This is a genomic window from Spirosoma sp. KNUC1025 (assembly GCF_045160025.1).
Classification (GTDB): Bacteria; Bacteroidota; Bacteroidia; order Cytophagales; family Spirosomataceae; genus Spirosoma.
In genome coordinates, this window is sequence record NZ_CP087139.1 from 6,209,508 (window position 1) to 6,233,665 (window position 24,158).

Below are 24,158 nucleotides of genomic sequence, written 5' to 3' on the forward strand. Positions count from 1 at the left end.
TTAGATTTTTCCATTGAACTAATCAGGTAATCCTGCCTTACAGGTATCTGCCAATGGTGCTGATAAATGATTTCCATAACCCCAACCAAGAACTATGAAAACTCTACACTGCAGAGATGCCGGTTTCGATTGCGAGGCCGTAGTGCAAGCAACTACCGAAGAGGAGGTACTGGCGCAGGCGGCCCAACATGCGCAGGCAGTACATGGCGTTACGGTCACTCCTGAATTAGCAGCAGGCATCAAGAGCCTGATTCGGGACAAATAAACACCCCAGTTTACGCTCCTGTCAACAACGGTCTGCCTTTGCAATCGCTTTCTATTGTTTTACACAGTATTCTATATATCGTAAGACAGTGTCAACAGCACGCTGTAGTGGATGATTGTCTGTAATCCAAGCGGTCTACCTGTTGTATTCAGTACGTTTACCCGATTTTCATCGCTTTTTCACCGCACTACTTAATCAACTTCCTTAACTGGTGCACACCGATTTTAACCATCAATTTAACCATGAATTACAAACTCAACCTCTCCATTTCCCTATTGACCGCCCTGACAATAGCTGGGTGTCAGGACCACCAGATTCCGAGTGCGCCCCCGCAACTAAACGTTACGACGCTGGCGTCTAATCTAGCCTCGCCGATTAGCGTTGAAAGTGATGGCAAGGGCCGGGTCTTTGTGATCGAACAGGGTACTGGAAAAAACGACGGCCGCTTATCTGAAATAACCCCAGATGGTAAAGTATACCCGATTATCACCGGCTTTCACTCCGAGGTTTTTCAGGGCAGTGAGCTTTCGGGCCCAGATCACATTTTATACGCAAATGGCTGGCTGTACATTTTAACGGATAAGGGACTTTATACAATCAACGTAGCTGCCATTAAAACCGGCTCGCCAGCCATTGATGCGTCAACGCTGACACCTGAATTCATTCAGCAGTGGGTAATAAATCATAATTTCACCAACGATACAGGCGAATCGCACTTGTATAACATGGTTATGGGTCCGGATGGGGCATTGTATATAACCGATGCTGCTGCCAATGCCATCATTCGTCGTTCGTCAACGGGTGCATTGAGTGTGATGGCTGAAGTCCCAAGCGTTGCCAATCCAAATCCGGCTGGTCCTCCTCCAGGCCCACCTTTCATTCAGGCGGTACCCACGGGGATTACGTTCGACGGTACGAATTTCCGGATCAGCACCCTGATCGGATTCCCATTCCCAGTAGGAACTGCTGTTATTTACAAGATGGACCTTTCGGGTAATCTGTCTGTCTATCAGAAAGGATTTACCAGCCTGGTCGACATTGAAAATGATGGCAACGGTCAATCGCTGGTGCTTCGGCATGGTGTATTCGGAGCTATGGGCTTCGGTGCCAATACGGGGCAACTAATACGGGCCAACGGAACAACCAGCACCGTATTGCTCGACAACCTCAACCTGCCAACCGACCTGAAGATGAGCGATAGCCATACGGCTTACCTAACCAGTCTGGGCAACGGTACGGTATCGAAAATTACGTTCTAGTATATCCATTTTTCGTTCACAGAAAAGGCTTGTTCGTCCAATGAACAAGCCTTTTCTGTTTTAACTTCTATCGATGATTTCCGTCAGCACAACCAGCTTCATCAACACATTTCAGGGTTTGGCATGACGCATTTCCAGCCCGACAGACATGCGCGGTTTAAAACCGGTCCAGGGTCCGGCGGCATCTGTTTCGGGCAGGTCCAGGTACTTTGCATAATCAAGTTTTTTCAGGTGCATTCCCAGAAACGCCGTGACGAAGTGCTGGTTGATGTTGTTGATGCGGTGTTCATTCCAGGCGGGTTCGGCGTAATGCATGTAGTCATCGGCCGATACGCCTGGTCGTAGTGACGCCGGTGGTGGCGGATTAGGTGCTACGTTATGCCGGGCATTAACGTATGTGAGCAGATACCGATCCGCATGGATGGCACCGTCGTAAATGGCTTTTATACCTTTTTCATAACCCGATACGTCGTCTTTGCTCCCCGCTACAAACAGCGTTGGCAGAGTCAGACCCGCCAATCCGTTAGTATCCCATACACCCCGCTCCATTCCCCAGGGAGCAAACGCTACTACAGCCTTAATCCGGGCATCCATAGATGCTTTGTAAGCAGGCGAATCCATTGTGCGGGGTTCAAGAGCAGTGCTCCCTGTAGCCATTTGGCCAAACATTTTTAGTGCTTGTGGACTAAAACCCGCTCCGGCCACATTGAGGACCCCGTAGCCCCCCATCGAATAGCCGATCAACGCCGTATTATCGACATTGAGTAGACCGGCCAGAAACGTCTTACTGGTTTTAGCACCCAGCCGGGCCATTTCGTTCAGCACAAACAGATCATCGAGGGGTCGGTTTAGCAGTGTGCTCGGAAATGCGGCCAGATCGCTATAAGTCGATTCGGTATGGTCGATTGCAACGACTACGTACCCTTTTGAAGCCAGATTTTCGGTCAGGTAAGTCAGCAAAAGGCGTGATCCGGGGTAGCCGTGTGAAACGATAACCAGTGGATAGGGACCCGCGCTGAGGTCCGGCTCGGCATCGCGACTAGCCCGGCCCATAAAGGTGAAAGGGACGAGTGGACGTTTGGGATCATTGGCCCGGCCAAATACGGATTCGTACGTTACTGTAGTCGGTTTGCTGGCCGGGACGGTGGCTGGGTACCAGATTTCGACAGTCAACGGCCGATCATAAAGCGGTTGTTTGCCGTCTTTCGTATGCAAGATATCGACCTGCCCTGGGTGAACCAGTTTCAGGGTCCGTACGCCAACGCCCTGATTACCCCGAGCCGCCAAGTCAGGCGAATTGGGAAGCAGATCGCCATTTATAAAAACATCGCCGGGCGTTTGGGCAAACGAAACCGTTCCCAGCGAAACCAACAGGGTAACTACGTAACAGATAGACTTAATTTTCATAGACTTCAAGAGCAATTCGGGATAACGTAACGCCAAGCCGGAAGCAGGTTCCGCTTGTCCACAATATTACCACCTTCATTGTTATGAACAATACGACCAATACGCTACCGCGTTGGGCACTTAGCCAGCAATGGTACAGCCCGTCGAAGCGGTTGACGATTTCGTTTTCATTCCGAGCGCGCTGGTCGTTAACATTAGTACGCGTGGGGTTATGTTTGCACCGAGCATGAGGCTCGTAGGCAATGGCCCCAAACCCAACGGATAAAACTACTATGAAAAAGTGGCTGTTTGTTACGTCATTACCCGTGCTGGCTGTTGCGTCCATACTGATGTTTGGCGGGTTTGAGAAGGGAAAGACGCCCTTGCCGTCACCTAAAGCGGACCAGCGGCCCAACATCATTGTGATTATGGCCGACGATATGGGTTTCTCGGATTTAGGCTGCTACGGTGGCGAAATTCATACGCCGAACCTTGATTACCTGGCTGCTAACGGAATTCGCTACACGCAGTTCTACAATACGTCGCGTTGCTGCCCGACCCGAGCGTCCTTGCTCACTGGCCTCTACAACCAGCAGGCCGGTATCGGTAAGATGACCGATGCCGAAGATGAACCCGGTTATCGCGGCCACCTGACGGAGAATACTGTTACGTTGGCTGAAGTACTCAAAGACGCTGGCTACCAGACAGCTATGACCGGCAAATGGCATGTATCGAACACCAACGTACAGAAAAACCCGCAAGAGCAGTTGGATTGGCTGAATCACAAAAAGGATTACGGTGATTTTGCCCCTATCGACCAATACCCAACGAGCCGGGGGTTTGATAAGTATTTTGGCAATATCTGGGGCGTAGTCGATTTTTTCGACCCTTTTAGTCTGGTGAGTGGTACCAAGCCGATCAAGCAGGTACCGAAAAATTATTATCATACCGATGCCATCAGTGATACCACCGTAGAATACATCAAATCTTTCGCTAAAGCATCGGCACCATTTTTTATCTACGTAGCCGAAACGGCCCCGCACTGGCCGCTGATGGCACTGCCTGAAGACATTGCGAAATACAAGGACACGTACAAATCAGGCTGGGACGCCATTCGGAAAGCCCGTTATCAGAAAATGACCCAGTCAGGTCTCCTTAATTCAGCGCAGACCAAACTCCCGGAACGCTGGCAGAATGACCTGTCCTGGGAAGCGAACGCCGATAAGGCGTGGGATGCCCAGGCAATGGCAGTTCATGCCGCCATGATTGATCGGATGGATCAGGGCATTGGTCGTATGATAAAAGCCCTGCGTGAAACAGGTCAGCTTGACAATACCCTGATCCTGTTTTTGTCGGACAACGGCGCGAGCCCCGAAAACTGCGCGGCTTACGGACCCGGCTTCGACCGACCTGACGAAACCCGCGATGGCCGAAAGATTATCTACGACCTGAAGAAGCAGATCATGCCCGGCACCGAAACATCCTATGCATCGATAGGCCAGCGCTGGGCCAACGTAGCCAACACACCCTACGCGTTCTGGAAGGCAGAGTCGTATGAAGGGGGCATTCACACACCCCTGGTCGCCTTCTGGCCGAAAGGCATCACGGCGAAAAAAGGCTCCTTCAGCGGGCAGGTTGGCCACGTCATGGATTTCATGAGCACATTCACCGAACTAACGGGTGCTACGTATCCAAAAACGAACAAAGGCCACGCCATTACGCCTACCACGGGAATTAGTCTGGTACCTTCTTTTAAGGGAAAGACGTCGGTTGGTCACGAAACCTTGTTTAACGAGCATTTTGGGGCGCGGTACGCCCGATCAGGCAACTGGAAACTGGTTTCAGCAAGCCGCGACAGCACCTGGCAGCTCTTTAATCTGGCTACCGATAAATCCGAGACACAGAATGTTGCCGCCCAGCATCCCGATAAAGTACGTCAGTTGGCTAAGCTGTGGCAGCAGTGGGCCGGTTCGCACCAGGTATTTCCGAAACCGGGCCGGAAAAAGCAGGCAGACTAAGGGCTGAATATACCCTTTTGATTGGATGTAGCACCGACCGTCCCGGTCGGGCGTGTTACATACTCACCCGACCGGGACGGTCGGTGCTACATACGAAGCGTTCCACTGATCGACGTTAGCTTAGTGCTCCTTCCCGTACGTTTTTTCACCGGCTCTAATAGCCACCGGCGACGTATTGTTTTTGGGCGGAATCGGGCAGGGATAGCCTTCCTGATAAGCGCAGTACGGATTATAGGCTTTGTTAAAATCTATAATCAACTGACCTTCTTTAATGTCTTTTGTGCGGAAATCGATGTAGCGGCCGCCACCGTAGGTTTCTTTTCCCGACGTAGCGTCTTTGAACGGCAGAAATAAATAATCACGAAATTCCGGCATCCGAATCACGTTCAGATTTCGATACAGCGTCAATTGCTGTTTCTTGCCGTTGAGCACGAAGGATAAAATCGCATAGGAGACGTGTGGCCTCGTTTTTCCGTTATATGTCGGCATCTCAAACGGTTCAGCTTTAGGCGTTAGCTGCACCGTAGCGGTTATGCGATACGTCGAATCAGGCTCGTAAAACTGCACATATGCCAAATCCTCTTCCGACGCCAACGGTCCCCCTGCCGATTTTAGCAAGTCTTTTTTGTAGGTTTCGCGGTGTGTGGCAAGCTGGTCAGCAAATGGCGTTTGGGCCATCGCGACTATACTTAGCAGGCAAATGGGCAGAGCGAACAGAAAGCGCATAAATCGGAGCTAGATCAGGTGAAACGAGGGCTTTTCTGAAAAGAGTCAAAGATACGGAAAGCCAGACAAAGCAGCAGCGATACGTTGATTTGGTATAATACCGCACTTTTTCTCCCGTACGTTTCTGCGTGAAAAGCCGTACGGTATCATGCCAGATTGTAATGGAGCCCCAAAACAGAAAAAGGCCTACAGATCTAATGAGTATCTGTAGGCCTTTTTTATGTTTCGATTTCTTTTATTAGGCTAGCCTTTTCTTCTGCTCGGCAACTGCGATTTCTTTCGCCAATCCATCTTTTAACAGATTAACTTGATAACGTAGTGTGGCTGTTTTAGCTAATAGACTATCTGCCTTTGCCAGTGCATCACCAACAATAGCTTCGCCTTTTCGAGCTATTTCTTCGACTTTATCCTGGTTTTTACTTGTCATCAGCATCCCTGCTTAAGTTTTCTATCATAAATTTAACATGAGAAATATCCAATTCCAAGTTGTCTAGCTCATGGTATAGGATTTCATGTTTCTTTCTCAACCGTCTGAGCCCTGACTTCAGATTATCTAATCTTGGGTTGTCATACTCATCTATTTCCAGCATTTCCTATAATAACTTCTGTATTTCGTAAACGGCTAACTCTATTTGTAATAGCTCACCGACAGATTCTAGTTGTGTGTATTCTAAATGACGTAGTAGACTTTGATAATAGGCTTTGTCTCGATTCATTCTTTGTAAAGTTACGGCCCACAACTAGCTTGTAATTAAAGCAGTTGTGGGCCGTAGGCTCTTTAAAATTATTTTACTCATCAGCGACGGGCCATTTTGAAGCGTTACCTCCCGCGGCCGTTGCTTTACGCTTTTCTTTGGGTTTACGATCCGCACATTTCGCAGCCTTCCGGATCGTCGAGCGAGCAGGTCATGGCGGCATATTGCTGTTCGAGGTCCGTTACCATCGGCACAGGAGCCGGAGTAGCGTTGGTCGCGTGCTCTTTGGCGTACTGTGCGTAATCAAGTGGTTTTTCGACCGGTGCGGTTTCGGCCATCGCCGGTTCCAGTTGTGGCTCGGCTTGTGGCTGAACAACAGTAAATTTAACCGCATCCGCAGCAGCTTTCGTACGCAGGTAATACATCCCCGTTTTCAGACCCGCTTTCCAGGCGTAGAAGTGCATGGACGTCAACTTGCCGAAGTTCGAATCCTGAATGTGGATGTTCAGCGACTGCGACTGGCAGATGTAGGCTCCCCGGTCGGCGGCCATGTCAATGATGTGCTTCTGCTTGATCTCCCAAACAGTTTTGTACAGGTCTTTGATGTTCTGCGGAATGTTCGGAATCTGCTGAACCGAGCCGTTGGCCAGAATCAGGTTGTTCTTCATCGCATCATTCCACAAGCCCAGTTTTACGAGGTCTTTAAGCAGATGTTTGTTCACGACGACAAATTCGCCCGACAACACACGGCGCGTGTAGATGTTGCTGGTATACGGCTCGAAGCACTCATTGTTGCCCAGAATCTGCGAAGTCGAAGCCGTCGGCATTGGAGCGAGCAGCAGCGAGTTCCGAACACCGTGTTCTACTACGTCCTTACGCAGGCTTTCCCAATCCCAGCGTCCCGATTTTGGTTTTACACCCCACAGATCGAATTGGAATTTACCTTCCGAAATTGGTGAACCTTTCCAGGTTTCGTAAGGTCCCGATTCCTTCGCCTGCTCCATGGAGGAGGTCATGGCACCAAAGTAAATCGTCTCAAAAATATCTTCGTTCAGGCGACGCGCTTCTTCCGATTCAAACGGCATCCGCAGCATGATAAACGCGTCGGCCAGCCCCTGCACGCCCAGACCAATGGGCCGGTGGCGCATGTTGCTCCGACGAGCCTCTTCTACCGGGTAGTAGTTGATATCGATAATCTTGTTGAGGTTGCGGGTCGCCGTTTTGGTCACTTCATACAACTTCTGGTGATCGAACCGCATGATGCCATCGGTACCCCGCGTAATAAACTTCGGCAGGGCAATCGATGCGAGGTTACAAACGGCAACTTCGTCGGCTGCGGTGTACTCGATGATTTCGGTGCAGAGGTTCGACGATTTGATCGTACCGAGGTTTTTCTGGTTCGACTTCTTGTTGGCTGCATCTTTATACAGCATGTAAGGCGTACCCGTTTCGGTTTGCGATTCCAGAATCTTGAACCACAGTTCCTGCGCTTTTACCGTCCGGCGAGCGCGGCCTTCACGCTCATAGCGTTCATACAATGCCTCAAATTCATCACCATAGCAATCAGCCAGACCAGGGCACTCATGCGGGCAGAACAACGACCAGACGTCGTCGGCTTCTACGCGCTTCATGAACAGATCGGGGGTCCAGAGTGCATAGAACAGGTCGCGGGCGCGGGATTCTTCTTTACCCGAATTCTTTTTCAGATCGAGGAAGTCAAAGATATCAGCGTGCCAGGGTTCCAGATAAATAGCAAACGAACCTTTACGTTTCCCCCCACCCTGATCGACGTAACGAGCCGTGTCGTTGAAAACGCGGAGCATCGGTACAATTCCGTTCGACGTACCGTTGGTACCTTTGATGTACGTTCCCGTTGCCCGAACGTTGTGAATGCTCAAACCAATCCCACCCGCCGACTGTGAAATTTTGGCAGTTTGCTTTAACGTATCGTAAATACCTTCGATGGAATCGTCCTTCATTGTCAGCAGGAAGCAGCTCGACATCTGCGGCTTGGGCGTTCCAGCGTTGAACAGCGTTGGGGTAGCATGGGTGAACCACTTCTCTGAAAGCAGATTGTAGGTCTCGATGGCGGCATCGACGTCTTCTATATGAATGCCCACCGCTACACGCATCAGCATGTGCTGTGGCCGTTCGGCAATCCGTCCGTCGAGTTTCAGCAGGTACGATTTTTCAAGGGTTTTGTAGCCAAAGTAATCATAGCCGTAATCCCGGTCGTAGATGATTGTCGAGTCGAGAAGGGCAGCGTGCTGACGTACTACGTCATAAACTTCCCGCGAAATCAGCGATGCGTTTTCACCGGTCTTGGGGTCTTCATAGTGATAGAGCTTCTTGATCGTACCAGAGAACGATTTGTTGGTCTCCTTGTGCAGGTTTGAGATAGCGATCCGGGCGGCCAGAATAGCGTAGTCGGGATGCTTGGTCGTCATCGATGCAGCGGTTTCGGCAGCCAGATTGTCGAGCTCGGTGGTTTTAACACCGTCATACAGACCACTAACGACTTTTACAGCGACCTCTACGGGCTGCACATAAGCTGGATCGAGACCATAGCACAGCTTCTCGATTCGAGCCGTGATTTTGTCGAACTTGACGGATTCCCGGCGGCCATCACGTTTGATTACGTACATGAGTTTTGGGCTTATTGATATATATGAAAAATGAGAGATTCGAGTCGAATTAGCCTTAAAGTTGTCCCGAAAAAGACGGAAAAACAACCCGAATAGTTCGGTTGTTTTTGTGAATCCTTGAAACGTGCAACTCTACCAGGCAGGTTACGAAATTGTTAAGCCGTCACCCTTAGCGCTTTAACAATAACCCATTGGAGAAGTAGTCTTAGAAATTAAAAAAGAGATTTTTTATTTACCAGAAGCGGGGTAAAACCTCGCCGGGTTCTGTTTCGCAGCGGAAACGTATTGGTCTGGAAAAGTAGTAAGAAACTGATAGAGACACAAGCGTTTATTACTTGATTATTAGGCAATGGTATTTATTTGTTAATTTATACGTAACGTCCGAAAAGAAGGCAAAAAATGGTTTGCCAATCATGAAAAACACCGTACCTTTGCAGTCCTTTTCGGTCGGAAACCGAGAAGATGACAAGAAACTGAGATCAGATCATGAAAAAGGGCATTCACCCGGACTACCGCGATGTGGTATTCCACGACCTGTCGAGCGACTATAAATTCCTGACGCGCTCAACGGTTCAAACAAAAGACAACATCGAGTTCGAAGGCAAAACCTACCCACTCGTAAAAATTGAAGTTAGCTCGCAGTCGCACCCGTTCTATACAGGTAAGAACGTACTGCTGGATACAGCCGGTCGCGTGGACAAGTTCCGCAAGCGTTACGGCACGAAGTAATTTCACCAGGCACTTGTCTGGAGTTCCCTCAATACAATTCGTGTGTTGAGGGAATTTTTGTTTTTAAGCGGGTCAATACCCATAGTGCGTATCCGGCAAGACCGTTATGGCGTTGTTTGGCCTAATCATATTAGCACATCCGTTCGTTATACGGATAGACGCTGGATCGAATTTCTTAACAACGATCAAGTTGCCGAATCATTCTTTGACAAGGTTTCAGCCGGTTATTTCTGTATGAAAAAAATCTTAATTATTGAAGATGACCGACGTATCGCCCAGAATATCAGCCGGGGACTTCAGGAAGAGGGGTATGCAACAGAAGTGGTCTATGAGGGTCTGAACGGGCGGCAAATAGCGCTACAACCGGGCGTTGATCTGCTGATTCTGGACATAAATCTGCCGGGCCTGAGTGGGTTTGAGGTGTGCCGGAGCGTTCGGGCCGAAAAGCCACAGTTGCCTATAATTATGCTTACCGCCCTGGGCGAGATCGAGGATAAAGTGGAGGGGCTTTCGCTGGGGGCCGATGACTATCTAGTAAAACCGTTCGATTTTCGCGAACTGGTAGCGCGGGTAGCCACCTGCTTCCGGCGGGTAGCTGGCACCATGGAACGACCGAGAGCCGAAGAAATCTGGAAACTGGCTAACCTGACCATTAACCTGACGACAAAAGAGGTTCGGCGTGATAGCGTTCTGATTGATCTGACCGCCCGCGAATTTGCCCTGCTCGAATACCTGATGCGGAACCGGGGGCGGGTACTCTCAAAAGTCGATATTGCCGAAACTGTCTGGAATCTTAATTTCGATCCGGGTACGAACGTAGTAGAGGTCTATGTCAATTACCTTCGTAAAAAAATTGACCGTGATTTTGAACCTAAATTAATCCATACCCGCTCCGGCATGGGGTATGTGTTAAAAGAGGAATAAGCTAGCGGGGTGCAGGGAGCGCGGAGCATGGTTTCCACTACGCCCCTACCCCCCGCCCCTTGCACCTTGCTCTTTGCACCCCGCTCCTTTCTCTATGACCATCCGAAACCGCATAGCGCTCCAGTTTTCGCTGATTGTAGCCTCCATTCTGATCGTATTCTCGGTCCTGATTTATCTGGTATCGGCTACGTACCGGCGAGAGGAGTTTTATGATCGGCTGAAAAATAAGGCGCGGACAACGGTGCGTTTTTTGATCGAAGTAAAAGAAGTTGACCGCGAACTACTCAAAATCATTGACCACAATACGCTGACGGCGCTGTTTGATGAGAAGGTCCTGATTTTCGATGCAAAAAACCGGCTGATTTATTCCAGTGTTGATGATCAGGTTATCCATTATAAAACGTCACTTCTGGACGAGGTACGCAAACAGAAAGATGTGGAAACGTTCAGCGGACATAATGAACTGATCGGATTGCTTTATCAGCAGAACGGACGCGATCTGGTGGTGCTGGCGTCAGCCTATGACCAGTTCGGGAAAAGCAAGCTGGATAACTTACGACTGACACTCGGATGGGGCCTGCTGGCAGGCATAAGCATCACAATCGGGCTGGGTATTTTCTTCGCTGGTCAGTCGTTACGTCCGATTAATCAGATCAATCAGGAGGTGTCGACAATCACAGCCCGAAACCTTCAGAAACGGTTGGATGAAGGCAATCGGCAGGATGAAATTGCCCGGCTGGCTATGAACTTCAACAACGTACTGGAGCGCCTTCAGCAGGCGTTCGACCAGCAGCGCAGTTTCGTTTCGCACGCATCCCATGAACTCCGGACTCCGCTGGCGGCCCTGAAATCAGAAATCCAGCTCGGGCTCCGACGGCCGTTGAGTATCGGAGAGCATGAAGACGTACTGAAGAATTTAATGACGGATGCAGACCGGCTTATCGGGCTGACCAATAGCCTGTTATTGTTGGCTCGCACCATGGAAAGCAGCAGTCAGGTGCCCTTGCAGCCAGTGCGAATCGACGATATTGTTTTTGAAGTGAAAGATGAACTAGCCGGTGTCAGACCTGATTACCGGATTGAGGTTGATTTCCAGAACATTCCCGAAACAGAGACTGAAACCATTGTTGAAGGCAATGAAGATTTGCTCAGACAGGTCCTTCTCAATCTGTTTGACAACGCCTGTAAATACTCGCCTGATCACAGGGCGCAGGTGCGGATCAGCACCGATCCGCAGGTGTGCCACATTGCCATCCACGATCGGGGTATCGGCATGTCGCCCAGCGATATTCAGCATATTTTTGAGCCATTTTACCGAGCCCAGAATGCGTTAGGCTATGATGGCTTTGGGATTGGCTTATCCATTTCAGCCAAATTAATTGAATTGCACCGAGGCACACTGACGGTAGACAGTAAACTGGGAACAGGAAGCACCTTTACGGTTTCACTACCGCATATCTAAACTTACCATTTGCGCTTAACTCTATAATCGGATGCTTTCTCTCCATAAAAAAGCTGTTGCTGCTACTGCATTGTGCCTATTCTGTCTGCTCACCACCGTTACGGCTCAACCCTCAAAATTTAACGTAATTGCTTTTTTTACAGCCAAAAACGATCAGGCGCACATCAGTTTTGTACACGAAGCCAATCGATGGTTTCCGCAAATGGCCGCCAAATACCAGTTTACCTACGACACCACCTCGAACTGGACTAACCTGAACGCTACGTTTCTGGCTAAGTACCAGGTAGTTCTGTTCCTGGATACGCGCCCCGAAGCACCCGAACAACGAGCAGTGTTTCAAACCTACGTGGAAAACGGGGGTGCCTGGATGGGCTTTCATTTCGCGGCTTTTGCCCTGACTCCCTCCGCCTATCCGCAAAACTGGGACTGGTATCACAATGAATTTTTGGGATCGGGGCAATACAAAAGCAATACGTGGCGACCAACCCCGGCCGTTCTGCAGGTGGAAAACCGTAAGCACCCGGCCACAAAACAATTGCCTCAAACGTTCAAATCGGCCGCGAATGAGTGGTACCGATGGGAAAAGGATTTACGAACCAATCCAAACATTGATATTCTACTGTCGATCGACCCGAGCAGTTTTCCGCTGGGCACTGGCCCCAAACCTCATGAGATCTGGCATAGCGGTTATTATCCCGTCGTCTGGACGAATAAAAAATACCGGATGCTGTATCTCAACATGGGCCACAACGACATTGATTACGAAAACAAAACCAACAAAGAGCTTTCCTCATCATTCGACAGTGCCGACCAGAATAAGCTCATCATCGATAGCCTGCTATGGCTGGGTAGTGGAAAGAAGTAGCCATGCAATTCCTGAACTCTCTAATTTTTTTCTAATCTTTTTCTAAAGCTCCTATAAGCCATCTCTAAGTCTGCTTTAACGTACGTAACAGACCTTTACAGCCGTATTTATAAAATTCATGCGGCTGCTTATTTTCTTACTGGTTTTCATTCGAGTTATTCTCCCCGCTCAGGCCCAAACGACTACTGAGCCGGATTCTATGCGCCTGACGCTGCAGCAGGCCGACAGCCTGTTTGTAAAAAACAACCTGCTGCTGCTGGCCGAACGATTTCGCATTGAGGCCAGTCAGGCGCAGTTGTTACAGGCAAGTCTCTACGACAATCCGACTATCAGCGTTGAACTGAGTACGTATAACAGCGAAGCCCGGCGGGTACTGGACGTAGGCAGACAGGGGCAGAAAATTATTGCCATTCAGCAGTTGCTGTATACGGCCGGAAAACGTAACAAACGTATCGCGCTGGCCTCAGAAGCTGCCCGGCTCACTGAATTCGAACTACTCGATCTGTTGCGTGGCCTTCGTTTCGATCTGCGAAGCCGGTTCTATTCCATTTATTTTCAGCAAAAAACGCTGGCCCGATTCGATCAGCAACTGGCTACGCTCCAGACTACGGTGTCGGCCTATGAGGTTCAGTATAACCGAAATAACGTATCACTCCGTGAGTTGCTCCGGCTAAAAGCCCTGCTGTTTCAGCTGAACAACGACCGAACTGCTATCGTGTTCCAATTAGCCGACGATCAGCGTGCTCTGCGTACCCTCCTTTCCATTGATCAGCCTATCAAGCCGGTGGTGCTCGATGAGTCATTAGCCCGCTACCAACTGCCTTTACAGTCGGAGGATACCCTCCAGCAGATAGCCCTGCGAAACCGGCCCGATCTGAAAGCGACGGAGTCGCTGACCCGGCAGGCAGAATTGAACTACAACCTGCAGCGTGCGCTGGCGGTGCCGGATATGCGCGTAGGCGGCACGTACGATCAGGCTGGAAGCTACGTCCAGAACTATGTTGGCCTGTCGGTATCGACCGACATTCCGTTTTTCAACCGCAACCAGGGAGCCATCCGGGCCGCCCGCAGCCAGATCAGTTACCAGACCCAGTTGCAGCGGCAGAAGGTCATGCAGGTAAACAACGAAGTGGCTACGGCCCTGCAAAAAGTTCGGGAAGTAGAACGACGGGTTCAATCGGTCGAGCAACAGTTTACGGATCAGTTTGATGAACTGAACCGAGGGGTTGTCGTCAACTTCCAGAAAGGGAATATCTCCCTGCTCGAATTCGTCGATCTGATTGAAGCCTACAACGACAGCATTAGCCAGTTGAATCGCCTGAAAGCAGACCGGGTCAGCGCCTACGAGGAACTGAATTATTTCATCGGCGAAGATTTATTCCGATAGCAGAGGCTTAGAAAATTTCTGTTGCAACATCCTACAAAGCCGGATGAAACTTCCGGTATTCCAATGAAAACCAATCTTGTTTTACTTCTCGGCTGTTTGTCTATCCTTGGCTCATGCGGCCCCAAGCCGACCCAGGAAGAGGCCAAAGCATTTATGCTATCTGACACGATGATGCACCGCATTAAGATCGACAGTGTGACAACTCAGCCCGTACGGAGCGAACTAACGCTGGTCGGCAAGGTGGTTGCCGATGAGAATCGGGTCATTAAAGTGTTCCCGCTGGTAGGTGGAAGTGTTGAAGAAGTCGATGTCGAATTAGGCGATTTTGTCCACAAAGGGCAGAAACTGGCTTCCATTCGGTCGGGCGAAGTAGCCGAGCTGGAACGGGAGTCGATTCAGGCCCAGTCAGATTTGTTACTGGCCGAGAAGAATCTGCGCGTCGCCCAGGATTTATTCGAAACCAAACTCACCTCACAGCGTGAAGTAGTGGCGGCTCAGAAAGAAGTGGAAAAAGCCCAGGCGGAAGCCACACGGGTGAAAGAGGTATCGCGGATTTATGGCATCGGCAAAGCCTCCATGTACACCGTAAAAGCGCCCATCGACGGGTACGTCATCGAAAAAAACGTCAACCGCGACATGCAGCTCCGCTCCGACAACGCCGATAATCTGTTTACAATTGGACAGATCAGCGAGGTCTGGGTGCTGGCCAATGTCAACGAGAGCGACATCAGGCGGGTACGTATTGGTATGGATGCCAGCATTCAGACACTTAGCTACCCCGATGAGCTATTTGCCGGGAAGGTAGACAAAATTTATACGGTACTGGATCCGAATACTAAAGCGATGACCGTTCGGATTCGACTTCAGAACCGGGGCATTAAACTCCGCCCTGAGATGCACGCAACCGTTACGTTACGCTACGAAGATGGCGGACAACTAGCCACTGTACCGGCAGGAGCCGTCATTTTCGACCGTTCCAAGCACTACGTAATGGTGTTTCGCAGCCGTTCTGACATCGAAACCCGCGAAGTCAACGTACTCAAGTCGCTGGGTAACCTAGCCTACGTCCAGAAAGGTGTCAGGACTGGCGAAAAAGTCATTTCCAGAAATCAGCTGCTGGTATACAACGCACTGAATAATTAAGCAGGAAAAAGCAAAAAGGAAACGAAATACGTCAGTCTGCTTTCGCACTTTTCCTATCGCTCGTTACCTGTCATTCTCCTCTATGAACAAACTCATTCGAACGATCGTCGGCTTTTCGCTAAAGAACCGCTTCTTCATCTTTTTCATGACGGCGAGTCTGGTTATTGCTGGCGTCTACAGCTACCTGAATACGCCCCTCGAAGCCTTCCCCGACGTAACGAACACGCAGATCATTGTAGTTACAGAGTGGAACGGCCGCTCGGCAGAAGAAGTAGAACGCTTCGTTACCGTACCGATTGAAGTGGCCATGAATTCTGTTCAGCGCAAGAGCAACGTGCGCTCGACAACCATGTTCGGATTGTCGGTTCTGAAAATTATTTTTGACGATGATGTCGATGATTTTTTTGCGCGTCAGCAGGTCAATAATCTATTACGTAACGTATCGCTGCCCGAAGGAGTCGATCCTGAGATTCAGCCTCCATATGGTCCAACGGGCGAGATTTTCCGCTATACGCTCGAAAGCCCCAACCGCGACAGTCGCGAACTCCTTACGCTGCAAAACTGGGTTGTTGACCGCCAGCTACGGGCCGTGCCTGGCGTCGCCGACATTGTGGCCTTCGGTGGCCGCGACAAGATGTACGAACTGCGCGTCAATCCAACCCAGTTAACCAAGTACGACATTACGCCCCTGGAAGTGTATCAGGCCGTTACGCGCAGCAATATCAACGTTGGTGGCGACGTAATCGAGCGGAATGGGCAGGCGTATGTGGTGCGGGGCATTGGCTTATTGACGTCGATTCAGGATATCGAAAATATTCTGATTGAAGAAGCCGGCGGCAATCCGGTGCTGGTTAAAAACGTAGCGGAAGTTGCTGAGTCGAATCTACCGCGCGTGGGGCAGGTTGGTTTAGATAAAAACGACGATGTTGTCGAAGGCATCATTGTGATGCGAAAGGGTGAGAACCCAAGCGAGATTCTGAAGCGGGTGAAAGACAAAATCGAAGAGTTAAACACGCGCGTTTTGCCATCGGACGTCAAAATGGTCACCTTCTACGACCGCGATAATCTTATTCAGTTCTGCACAAAAACGGTGTTGCACAACCTGACCGAAGGTATTGTTCTGGTAACGGTAATTGTGTTTCTGTTCATGGCCGACTGGCGCACTACACTGATCGTTTCCATCATCATTCCGCTGGCACTGCTCTTTGCGTTTCTGTGTCTGAAACTGCGCGGCATGTCGGCCAATCTGCTCTCGATGGGTGCAGTCGATTTTGGGATTATCATTGACGGGGCGGTGGTTATGGTCGAAGGAATTTTCGTTTCGCTGGACCATCTGGCTCATCAAACGGGCATGACCCGCTTCAACCGAATGGCCAAACTTGGGCTCATTCGCAAAACGGGTGGCGACCTGGGCAAGGCCGTTTTCTTTTCTAAACTCATCATTATCACGGCATTGTTGCCCATTTTTTCCTTCCAGAAAGTCGAAGGAAAAATGTTTTCGCCACTGGCCTGGACGCTCGGGTTTGCGTTGCTGGGTGCTTTGCTGTTTACCCTCACCCTGGTACCAGTGCTATGTTCAATGTTGTTAAAGAAAAACGTTCGGGAGAAACATAATCCCATCGTCAATTTCTTTAACCGGATCGTCATGCGTGGTTTTGGCTGGTGTTACCGCAACCGACGGATCAGCCTGGTCGCATCCATTTGTTTTATGGGCGCTACGTTCTTTTCCTCAACTCTGCTCGGAACTGAATTTCTGCCGCAACTGAACGAGGGTGCTTTGTGGGTTACGGCCGAACTCCCTATGAGCATGTCGTTACCCGAAAGTGTCGACATGGCTAAAACGATCCGGCAGGACCTGAAAACGTTTCCCGAAGTAAAACAGGTACTCTCGCAGGTGGGCCGTTCCAATGATGGTACCGACCCGAACGGATTTTATTTCTGCCAGTTTCAGGTCGATTTAAAACCAAAGGACGAGTGGCCCAAGCGCAATTCCGGACACTCGCTCAGCACCGAACAGCTAACGGATGAAATGGATGCCAAACTAAAAAATTACGCGGGTGTACTCTACAACTATTCTCAGCCCATCATCGACAACGTAGCGGAAGCCGTAGCGGGTTATAAAGCCAGCAATGGCATCAAGATTTTTGGGCCAGACGTGTATGAGCTGGAAAAGTATGCCAACCAGGCGCTGGAGGCCGTCAAAAACGTAGAGGGCATTAAGGACTTAGGCATTATCCGCAACGTAGGTCAGCCGGAGATGAGTGTTCTGTTTCACGATCACAAAATGGCGCTTTATGGCGTTTCGACCGCTGACGCACAGGCCGTTATAGAGATGGCAATCGGCGGAAAAACGGCATCGGTTCTGTATGAAGGCGAACGTAAATTCGATATTCGGGTACGCTTTCAACCCGAATACCGCAAAAGCGAAGAAGATATTATGCGGCTGATGGTACCGACCATGAGCGGGGGCAAGATTCCGCTGAAAGAAATTGCTACTATCCGGCAGGTTACCGGACCGGCTTTTATTTACCGCGACCTGAACAAACGCTTCATTGGAGTTAAGTTTTCGGTGCGGGGCCGCGACTTAGGCAGCACCATTGCCGAAGCGCAGCAACGGGTTCGTGAAAAGCTTAGTCCGGCGAAAGGCTACTCTGTAGAATGGGTCGGTGAGTTCGAGAATCAGGTCCGCGCTACTGGCCGGCTGGGACAGGTGGTTCCCATCAGTATCGCAGCCATATTTGTGATCCTGTTCATTACGTTCGGCAATGCCAAAGATGCTGGTCTGGTGTTGCTCAATGTACCCTTTGCCCTCATTGGCGGCATACTGGCGCTGCACGTAACGGGCATGAACTTCGGCATTTCAGCGGGCGTGGGCTTCATTGCGCTTTTTGGTATCTGCGTTCAGAACGGCGTAATTTTAATCTCTGTTTTCAACAAAAACCGACAGGATAAACTCCCCCTCGACGATGCCATTCGCGAGGGTGTTCAATCCCGAATTCGGCCCGTGGTGATGACGGCGCTCATGGCAGCCATTGGTCTGTTGCCTGCTGCGGTTTCAACCGGAATTGGTTCCGAAACGCAGAAGCCGTTAGCCATAGTCGTTATTGGTGGACTGATTACGGCCACCGTTCTGACGCTGCTGATTTTCCCAATTATTTATCGGCTGTTCTACCGCCGGGAGATCCATAAAAAAACGCGGGTGCTGGCGGTAGACATGGAGAAATTATAGTACGTTAGAGTTTACCGGTTCGTCCCAGGAGTCCGTCTTTCAAGCCTTTCAGCATGAGACCCATACGCTTGCGACGATCCTTTTGCTCGAAGAATACCTTTATCCATTCTTTAACAATCAAGTTAGCCATTTTATACACGACGCCAGGATAACGACGCAAGTATTGTCGGGCAACTAACAAACCATTCCTGACAATATAATATTGCCGAACAGGGTGATGGGAGATGTATGCGATTCCCCATTGCCGCTTTTTCTCGCCCAATGGATGATTCAACCGTACTGAAGGCAACTCAATAACCGCGTATCCCGCGCTATTTAGCCGGAGATTATACTCATGATCGACATGATCAATAAAAAAATCCTCCCGAAACGGGCCAACATCCTGATAGGCTCTTAGATTAAGCAGATTGCCGGATGTCATCGTGTACAGGACTGGATTAGGCAAGCCTATCTGAAGGGTTGCTGGTGAATGGGCAGCACCCACAATACCAATTCGATCTGGCGACGGATATTCAGCAATAAACTTCTTCATTTCAACGATCATATTAGCGGATGCGCTGCTATCATCGTCCATGGTCAATAAGAACGAATATCCTGCCTGAACAGCTCGCTCAGCCGCTCGATTCAACGCGTGGCTAATGCCCTGATTACCGAAATTAGATACGTACTCTACTTTAGGCGTGTTTTTTAGTGTCTCTACCAGTAATTCGTTAATACGATCTGAATTATCAATGGCAAAAAGAATATCGACTTGGTTTATGTAGGTATTAATATTTTCTAAACATGATAAGGGGCTATTATACAACACAACCACACCTGCAATTTTCATACTATAAATAGAAAGAATAACTTGTAAGCAGCTGGCTAAATCTAAACGAGGTAGTAGCCATTTAAATTAGACAGTAAAAACAGGGCGAAGTTCCGCCTGGCGATTTCCTCTGCTTAATTTATTGGCATACACTTTTGAGCATATGCTACGTTCAGCGTATGCCAAATGTTGTCAAAGATCGAGATTTATGCCTGGATTACTGGTAACGCGCACTCTACTTTTCAGTAGACCGTGTTAGCACGCTTATGCGTTATTCGTACTCTTCAACGCCCAGTAGACGAGCACAGGCTGAAAAAATAAACGGACAAACCGTTTCCGGTCCGTATCCAGCCCAAAGGCGTTTCGTTTGTGGACAAACTGAGAAATATTACCGGGAAAGACAGCCGTAAAAAAAGCAGCCGCAACTTTTCCTATTGTCTTCTGATGTTTTTCATTTGTCAGCACCAGGCTGCTGCCCAGCGCGATTTCAGCGATGCCCGAGTACACGACTGTGTCATCTTTTTTCAAAGGAACCTCGTCGGGTACTTGCGCCCTGAACTCTCTTCTGGCAACTGTCAGATGGCTTATACCGGCCGCAATCAAAGCCCCACCCAAAATAATTCTGGCTACTTTCTTCCCATCTTTCTCGTTCATGGCTCTCTTTTTTAGCACCGAAACGGAACTCCAGTGTCTTGTTATCAAACCTAATCGTTCCTGTTATACTAACTGGTTCGATGCTTTCAGGGTTTTAACCCGTAGCATGGTTGAATAGGGCAAAGCAGCCCTGTTGTCGAAAAAGGGGCAAAAAGCTAGAGCAGCACAAACTCTACGCGTCGGTTCTTCTTCCGATTTTCTTCGTTGTTGTTTGGCGCAACAGGATCAAGCGGCCCACGCCCGACCGCGTTCAATCGGTTTCGGCGAATCCCTTTTTCGATAGATAGTCGACGATGGCCTGACAGCGTTCACGAGACAGTTGGGTATTGAGGTCAAAATCGCCCTGGTTATCGGTATAGCCGCGAATTTCGATGCGTAACGAGGGGTATTGTGTCAGGACAGAATAAAGCTGGTCCAGTTCAGTATAGGATTCAGGACGTAATACCGGGCTACTCTGGTCGAAAAAGATTTTATTCAGCCGAATAGTCTTCCCTTTTTCAATAACCCCAAACGACTTTGTTGTTACTGCCGATACAGATGCGATGGATGAAGTCAGCATAGGCAACTGAGCATCAAGAGGACGAATCGGTAAACTAGTCACGACACTATCCAACTCTGCATCAAATTCATAGCGGTTCCCTAGTGGCGGCACGTCAATTGTCAGTTGACGACTAGCCGATGTGTAGCCTGGAGAACCTACCGTAATTTCCAGTTTATCCGGCTTTGTAAACGACCGTTGTAATCGTCCGTTGGTCAGTGCAAACTGCTCTGACTTACCAGTATTCATCGACGTAATGACGGCTGTGGCAGGTGACAGTGGCTGGCTAATATTCGTCGCAAAAGCCTTGATGGTTAGTATACTTGGCCTGGTATGGATTAATTTTATGATAACCCGCTGCGAGAGCGCCAGATTGGAAATTCTGGTTTTGGCTGGCAGATAAGCCGGTGCTGATGCCTGGATAGTGAGCGTTGTACCGGGTGTAGCACTGAGCTTAAACCCCAGACTATCAGGAACGACGGCGAATAGCTGTCCATTAGTTTCGTCGGTCGCCACCACTTGCCCATTGGCAACAACTGTATCGGTTTCCGCATCAATCAGGCGTATTGAAATGGTCAGCATTGGCGCTCCCCGGGAGGTCGAGATGGAAGCCGCCATTGACGGCGATTCAGGTAAATCAACCGTGCTTGGATAGATTACCTGACTCAGAATCAGCCCAAGGATTGGTACTACGCAAAAAATCACGAGAAGCAATCGACCACTCATATCACTTGTGAATGAGGAACTTAGTAAACATACCGAAGTCCTTTTTCACAAGCAATATCGAGGACTGAATTTTAGGATACGGTTTTCCTGGGTCAATGCGATGCGGTAGTCGACACAGGCGGGTTAATCATAATGTGGGCGCGGTGCGTACCGGGGTCCATAATCCAGGGCATACCGGGAGCTTCGGGCTTCAGGGGCAATCCCGTACTTTCGGCAGTGGCGTATGGAATGTACACAACGTAACGCAGGTAACCGTTTTTCACCTCCCCCGTTGCCGGATTGTATTCCTCATCTTTTGCGGTGTAGGAAAACAAAGTCGACGGGTGCGAAGGCATCGTTAGTTTCTTATCTTTAACCTCCTGTTCGCGGGCAGCCAGAATTTCGGCGGGCTTTTTCCCTTCTTTCTTCAAAACTCGCCCCCGCTCCATGAATGGGTCCAGATCCTTATGATAGCACGATACACTTAAGCCTTTCTGAGCGGGATCGTCGGCCAGGCAAACCAGCTCATTTGTTCCTTTTCGAAGCAGTGTGAATTCGTTTTTTGCTGAATAGCCATACACCGACGCGCCATCCCGTTTGTCGGCCGGAGCCGCCAGCACAGCAGTTTTTATCTGTACATCAGGTGAGGGTATGGCGGGTGTCTGAGCTAAAGCCGTTGTTGCCAGTGCACACAAAGTAATTAGAAAAGCAGGAACAGATTTCATCGTTCAGATCGGTTTCGATATATAAGCTAAATAAATTCGTCGCCTACTCAAGCCATGAGTTACAACAAACCCAAACCAATCACACTATAGCCTGCGAAATAAAGTCGACATTTTCTTACTGATACCCTCTGGCCTGCAAACCAAACAACTCCGCATAGCGGCCATCTTTTTCCAATAGCTCGTAATGCGATCCTATTTCTAGCAACGTACCGTTTTCCAGCACTAGAATCCGGTCGGCCATGCGGACAGTGCTGAATCGGTGCGATATAATCACCGACGACTTCCCTTCCGTCAGCTTAGCGAATCGCTGAAAAACTTCGTACTCAGCGCGGGCATCGAGCGCGGCCGTTGGTTCGTCCAGAATAATAAGCTGAGCGTCGCGCATATACGCCCGAGCCAGCGCTACTTTCTGCCACTCGCCCCCCGACAGTTCGACGCCTTTGCCAAAGGAACGCCCGAGTTGCTGGTCGTACCCTTCAGCGAGCTTGGCAATTACCGTATCGGCCAGGCTTCGCTGCGCTGATGTCTCAATGCGCGACTGGTTGCTACGTTCGTCAATATCACCAACCGCAATATTGACCCCCGCTGACATTTTGAAGCGGGTGTAATCCTGAAAAATGACGCCGATATTCCGTCGTAGTTCCATCAGGTCATACTCTCGCAGGTCGTATCCATCCAGCAGAATGCGCCCCTCTGCCGGGTCATACAACCGCGCCAGCAGTTTAACCAGGGTCGTTTTTCCGGCACCGTTCTCACCAACCAGAGCCAGTTTTTCGCCAGCCTGAAGCGTAAAGGAAAGATTACGTAACGCCCAGCGCTCGGAGTTTGTATACTTAAACCCAACGTTGTCGAAGACAAATCCTTCCCGAATCGGTTTCGGAAAAGGACGGGACGTACCGGGCGAATGAATCAGGGGCTTGATGGCAAAATAATCGAACAGGTCCTGCAAATAGATGGCTTCCTGCGTCAGGCTGCTAAACTGGAGCAAAATCCCTTCCAGCGAACCTCGTACCTGCCGGAATGATCCGGCCAGAAACGTAAGATCACCCAGCGAGATTTGGCCGTTAACGGCACGTAGCACAATCCAGACGTAGGCCCCGTAATAGCCTGCTGTTCCGAGGCCGGAAAGCAGCGTCCCCCAGCCTGCCCGACTGATAGCCAGCGCCCGGTTCTTCAGAAAATATTGCCACGACAGCGTTCGGAATCGATCAATCAAAAAATCGGACAGCCCAAAAATTTTGACCTCTTTGGCCGTTTCGTCGCTGGCGCCTACGTACCGCAGGTAATCGAGTTCGCGCCGTTCGGGTGTCCACGAACGCGACAGTGAATAGCTCCGTTGGTTGAAATAATTATCGCCGATAAATGAGGGCGTAACAGCCAGTAATATCAGCACTAATAACCAGGGATTATACACGGCCAGTCCAGCCGCCAGAAAGCCTACCGAAATCAGTTCCTGCACCTGCCCAAATACGCTCGAAAGCAGTACAGTCCGGCCGGTAGTCTGTCGCCGGGCACGTTCAAGTTTATCGTAAAACGTAGCATCCTCAAACTGTTCCAGATCGAGTAAAGCCGCGTGCTCCATCAAGCGGACAGACGTTTGATTGGCAAATAAATCCCCTAATAAACTATCCATAAGCGACACAGCCCGGCCCAGAGCCGTTGACAGAACCGCCAGACCGAATTCGGCCACAAGAAGCCACCATAAAGACCGCGTATCATGATCAGTACCGGCAACTTTAGTAAACGTAACGACCTGATCAATAATCAGTTTTCCAATATAAAGGGTTGCGGCCGGAATGGCAGCCCGAATTAGTCGTAGAAAAGCATTACCGAGGAATAGCCCCGGTGAGACGGCCCATACTAATTTAAAAAAAGCGGGTAAGTTTCCTAAAGCAACAAAGCGATCACGCCAGCTTATTTGGTCCTTAGTATCAGCAGAGTTAGTGTGTGAAGTTGCCGTTTTTGCCATATACAAAAAGACACCTCCAGCTGTAG

The 24,158-nt window shown here is 49.7% G+C and carries 19 protein-coding genes; 10 read left to right on the forward strand and 9 right to left on the reverse strand.

Annotated elements, in window-relative coordinates; translation table 11 throughout:
* The first annotated feature begins 94 nt into the window (after positions 1-94).
* Both LN737_RS27195 and LN737_RS27200 read left to right on the forward strand, forming a co-directional pair.
* Entirely contained in the window at positions 95-265 is a 171-nt protein-coding gene (locus tag LN737_RS27195; RefSeq protein WP_405513820.1) for a DUF1059 domain-containing protein, read from the forward strand.
* Positions 266-507: 242 nt separating this feature from the next.
* On the forward strand, positions 508-1,524 hold the full coding sequence (locus tag LN737_RS27200; protein WP_405513821.1) for a ScyD/ScyE family protein: 1,017 nt from the start codon (positions 508-510) through the stop codon (positions 1,522-1,524).
* A gap of 111 nt (positions 1,525-1,635) precedes the next feature.
* Here the strand turns inward: LN737_RS27200 and LN737_RS27205 are convergent, their stop codons facing one another.
* Positions 1,636-2,931: an alpha/beta hydrolase family protein gene (locus LN737_RS27205; RefSeq protein WP_405513823.1), complete on the reverse strand. Its 1,296-nt coding sequence runs from the start codon at positions 2,929-2,931 to the stop codon at positions 1,636-1,638.
* 272 nt (positions 2,932-3,203) lie between these two features.
* Between LN737_RS27205 and LN737_RS27210 the strand changes: the two genes are divergently transcribed.
* The gene (locus tag LN737_RS27210; protein ID WP_405513825.1) at positions 3,204-4,928 is read left to right on the forward strand and encodes an arylsulfatase; all 1,725 of its coding nucleotides are present in this window, start codon (positions 3,204-3,206) and stop codon (positions 4,926-4,928) included.
* A gap of 120 nt (positions 4,929-5,048) precedes the next feature.
* Here the strand turns inward: LN737_RS27210 and LN737_RS27215 are convergent, their stop codons facing one another.
* The 3 genes from LN737_RS27215 to LN737_RS27225 all read right to left on the reverse strand — a co-directional run bounded on the left by LN737_RS27215 (position 5,049) and on the right by LN737_RS27225 (position 8,994).
* Entirely contained in the window at positions 5,049-5,654 is a 606-nt protein-coding gene (locus LN737_RS27215; protein WP_405513826.1) for a DUF1684 domain-containing protein, read from the reverse strand.
* 238 nt (positions 5,655-5,892) lie between these two features.
* On the reverse strand, positions 5,893-6,081 hold the full coding sequence (locus LN737_RS27220; protein WP_405513828.1) for a hypothetical protein: 189 nt from the start codon (positions 6,079-6,081) through the stop codon (positions 5,893-5,895).
* Between the two features lie 432 nt (positions 6,082-6,513).
* Entirely contained in the window at positions 6,514-8,994 is a 2,481-nt protein-coding gene (locus LN737_RS27225) for a ribonucleoside-diphosphate reductase subunit alpha (RefSeq protein ID WP_405513829.1), read from the reverse strand.
* 486 nt (positions 8,995-9,480) lie between these two features.
* Between LN737_RS27225 and LN737_RS27230 the strand changes: the two genes are divergently transcribed.
* From LN737_RS27230 to LN737_RS27260, 7 genes are all read left to right on the forward strand, one after another.
* Positions 9,481-9,723, forward strand: coding sequence for a type B 50S ribosomal protein L31 (locus LN737_RS27230; RefSeq protein ID WP_405513831.1), 243 nt, complete (start codon positions 9,481-9,483; stop codon positions 9,721-9,723).
* A 234-nt stretch (positions 9,724-9,957) separates the two neighbouring features.
* Complete coding sequence (locus LN737_RS27235; protein WP_405513833.1) at positions 9,958-10,647, forward strand: response regulator transcription factor; 690 nt, start codon at positions 9,958-9,960, stop codon at positions 10,645-10,647.
* Between the two features lie 94 nt (positions 10,648-10,741).
* Positions 10,742-12,109: a cell wall metabolism sensor histidine kinase WalK gene (locus LN737_RS27240; RefSeq protein ID WP_405513835.1), complete on the forward strand. Its 1,368-nt coding sequence runs from the start codon at positions 10,742-10,744 to the stop codon at positions 12,107-12,109.
* A 31-nt stretch (positions 12,110-12,140) separates the two neighbouring features.
* On the forward strand, positions 12,141-12,974 hold the full coding sequence (locus tag LN737_RS27245) for a ThuA domain-containing protein (RefSeq protein WP_405513837.1): 834 nt from the start codon (positions 12,141-12,143) through the stop codon (positions 12,972-12,974).
* A 118-nt stretch (positions 12,975-13,092) separates the two neighbouring features.
* Positions 13,093-14,361, forward strand: coding sequence for a TolC family protein (locus LN737_RS27250; protein ID WP_405513839.1), 1,269 nt, complete (start codon positions 13,093-13,095; stop codon positions 14,359-14,361).
* A 63-nt stretch (positions 14,362-14,424) separates the two neighbouring features.
* Positions 14,425-15,504, forward strand: a complete 1,080-nt coding sequence (locus LN737_RS27255) for an efflux RND transporter periplasmic adaptor subunit (RefSeq protein ID WP_405513841.1) — start codon at positions 14,425-14,427, stop codon at positions 15,502-15,504.
* An 82-nt stretch (positions 15,505-15,586) separates the two neighbouring features.
* The gene (locus LN737_RS27260) at positions 15,587-18,733 is read left to right on the forward strand and encodes an efflux RND transporter permease subunit (protein ID WP_405513843.1); all 3,147 of its coding nucleotides are present in this window, start codon (positions 15,587-15,589) and stop codon (positions 18,731-18,733) included.
* Positions 18,734-18,737: 4 nt separating this feature from the next.
* On the opposite strand, the gene LN737_RS27265 is transcribed toward LN737_RS27260, so the two are convergent.
* From LN737_RS27265 to LN737_RS27285, 5 genes are all read right to left on the reverse strand, one after another.
* Positions 18,738-19,562, reverse strand: coding sequence for a glycosyltransferase family 2 protein (locus LN737_RS27265; RefSeq protein WP_405513845.1), 825 nt, complete (start codon positions 19,560-19,562; stop codon positions 18,738-18,740).
* Between the two features lie 243 nt (positions 19,563-19,805).
* A complete protein-coding gene (locus LN737_RS27270) occupies positions 19,806-20,195 on the reverse strand; it encodes a hypothetical protein (protein ID WP_405513847.1) in 390 nt (129 codons plus the stop codon).
* Positions 20,196-20,445: 250 nt separating this feature from the next.
* Positions 20,446-21,459 carry an OmpA family protein gene (locus LN737_RS27275; protein WP_405513849.1) on the reverse strand — a complete coding sequence of 338 codons (1,014 nt, stop codon included), beginning with the start codon at positions 21,457-21,459 and terminating at the stop codon, positions 20,446-20,448.
* A gap of 92 nt (positions 21,460-21,551) precedes the next feature.
* A complete protein-coding gene (locus LN737_RS27280) occupies positions 21,552-22,163 on the reverse strand; it encodes a hypothetical protein (RefSeq protein WP_405513851.1) in 612 nt (203 codons plus the stop codon).
* A gap of 115 nt (positions 22,164-22,278) precedes the next feature.
* Entirely contained in the window at positions 22,279-24,132 is a 1,854-nt protein-coding gene (locus tag LN737_RS27285; RefSeq protein WP_405513853.1) for an ABC transporter ATP-binding protein, read from the reverse strand.
* Between the last annotated feature and the right edge of the window lie 26 nt (positions 24,133-24,158).

Coding starts and splice junctions, on each gene's coding strand:
- LN737_RS27195 (WP_405513820.1), top strand. CDS start 95: ATGAAAACTCTACACTGCAGAGATGCCGGTTTCGATTGCGAGGCCGTA.
- LN737_RS27200 (WP_405513821.1), top strand. CDS start 508: ATGAATTACAAACTCAACCTCTCCATTTCCCTATTGACCGCCCTGACA.
- LN737_RS27205 (WP_405513823.1), bottom strand. CDS start 2,931: ATGAAAATTAAGTCTATCTGTTACGTAGTTACCCTGTTGGTTTCGCTG.
- LN737_RS27210 (WP_405513825.1), top strand. CDS start 3,204: ATGAAAAAGTGGCTGTTTGTTACGTCATTACCCGTGCTGGCTGTTGCG.
- LN737_RS27215 (WP_405513826.1), bottom strand. CDS start 5,654: ATGCGCTTTCTGTTCGCTCTGCCCATTTGCCTGCTAAGTATAGTCGCG.
- LN737_RS27220 (WP_405513828.1), bottom strand. CDS start 6,081: ATGACAAGTAAAAACCAGGATAAAGTCGAAGAAATAGCTCGAAAAGGC.
- LN737_RS27225 (WP_405513829.1), bottom strand. CDS start 8,994: ATGTACGTAATCAAACGTGATGGCCGCCGGGAATCCGTCAAGTTCGAC.
- LN737_RS27230 (WP_405513831.1), top strand. CDS start 9,481: ATGAAAAAGGGCATTCACCCGGACTACCGCGATGTGGTATTCCACGAC.
- LN737_RS27235 (WP_405513833.1), top strand. CDS start 9,958: ATGAAAAAAATCTTAATTATTGAAGATGACCGACGTATCGCCCAGAAT.
- LN737_RS27240 (WP_405513835.1), top strand. CDS start 10,742: ATGACCATCCGAAACCGCATAGCGCTCCAGTTTTCGCTGATTGTAGCC.
- LN737_RS27245 (WP_405513837.1), top strand. CDS start 12,141: ATGCTTTCTCTCCATAAAAAAGCTGTTGCTGCTACTGCATTGTGCCTA.
- LN737_RS27250 (WP_405513839.1), top strand. CDS start 13,093: ATGCGGCTGCTTATTTTCTTACTGGTTTTCATTCGAGTTATTCTCCCC.
- LN737_RS27255 (WP_405513841.1), top strand. CDS start 14,425: ATGAAAACCAATCTTGTTTTACTTCTCGGCTGTTTGTCTATCCTTGGC.
- LN737_RS27260 (WP_405513843.1), top strand. CDS start 15,587: ATGAACAAACTCATTCGAACGATCGTCGGCTTTTCGCTAAAGAACCGC.
- LN737_RS27265 (WP_405513845.1), bottom strand. CDS start 19,562: ATGAAAATTGCAGGTGTGGTTGTGTTGTATAATAGCCCCTTATCATGT.
- LN737_RS27270 (WP_405513847.1), bottom strand. CDS start 20,195: ATGAACGAGAAAGATGGGAAGAAAGTAGCCAGAATTATTTTGGGTGGG.
- LN737_RS27275 (WP_405513849.1), bottom strand. CDS start 21,459: ATGAGTGGTCGATTGCTTCTCGTGATTTTTTGCGTAGTACCAATCCTT.
- LN737_RS27280 (WP_405513851.1), bottom strand. CDS start 22,163: ATGAAATCTGTTCCTGCTTTTCTAATTACTTTGTGTGCACTGGCAACA.
- LN737_RS27285 (WP_405513853.1), bottom strand. CDS start 24,132: ATGGCAAAAACGGCAACTTCACACACTAACTCTGCTGATACTAAGGAC.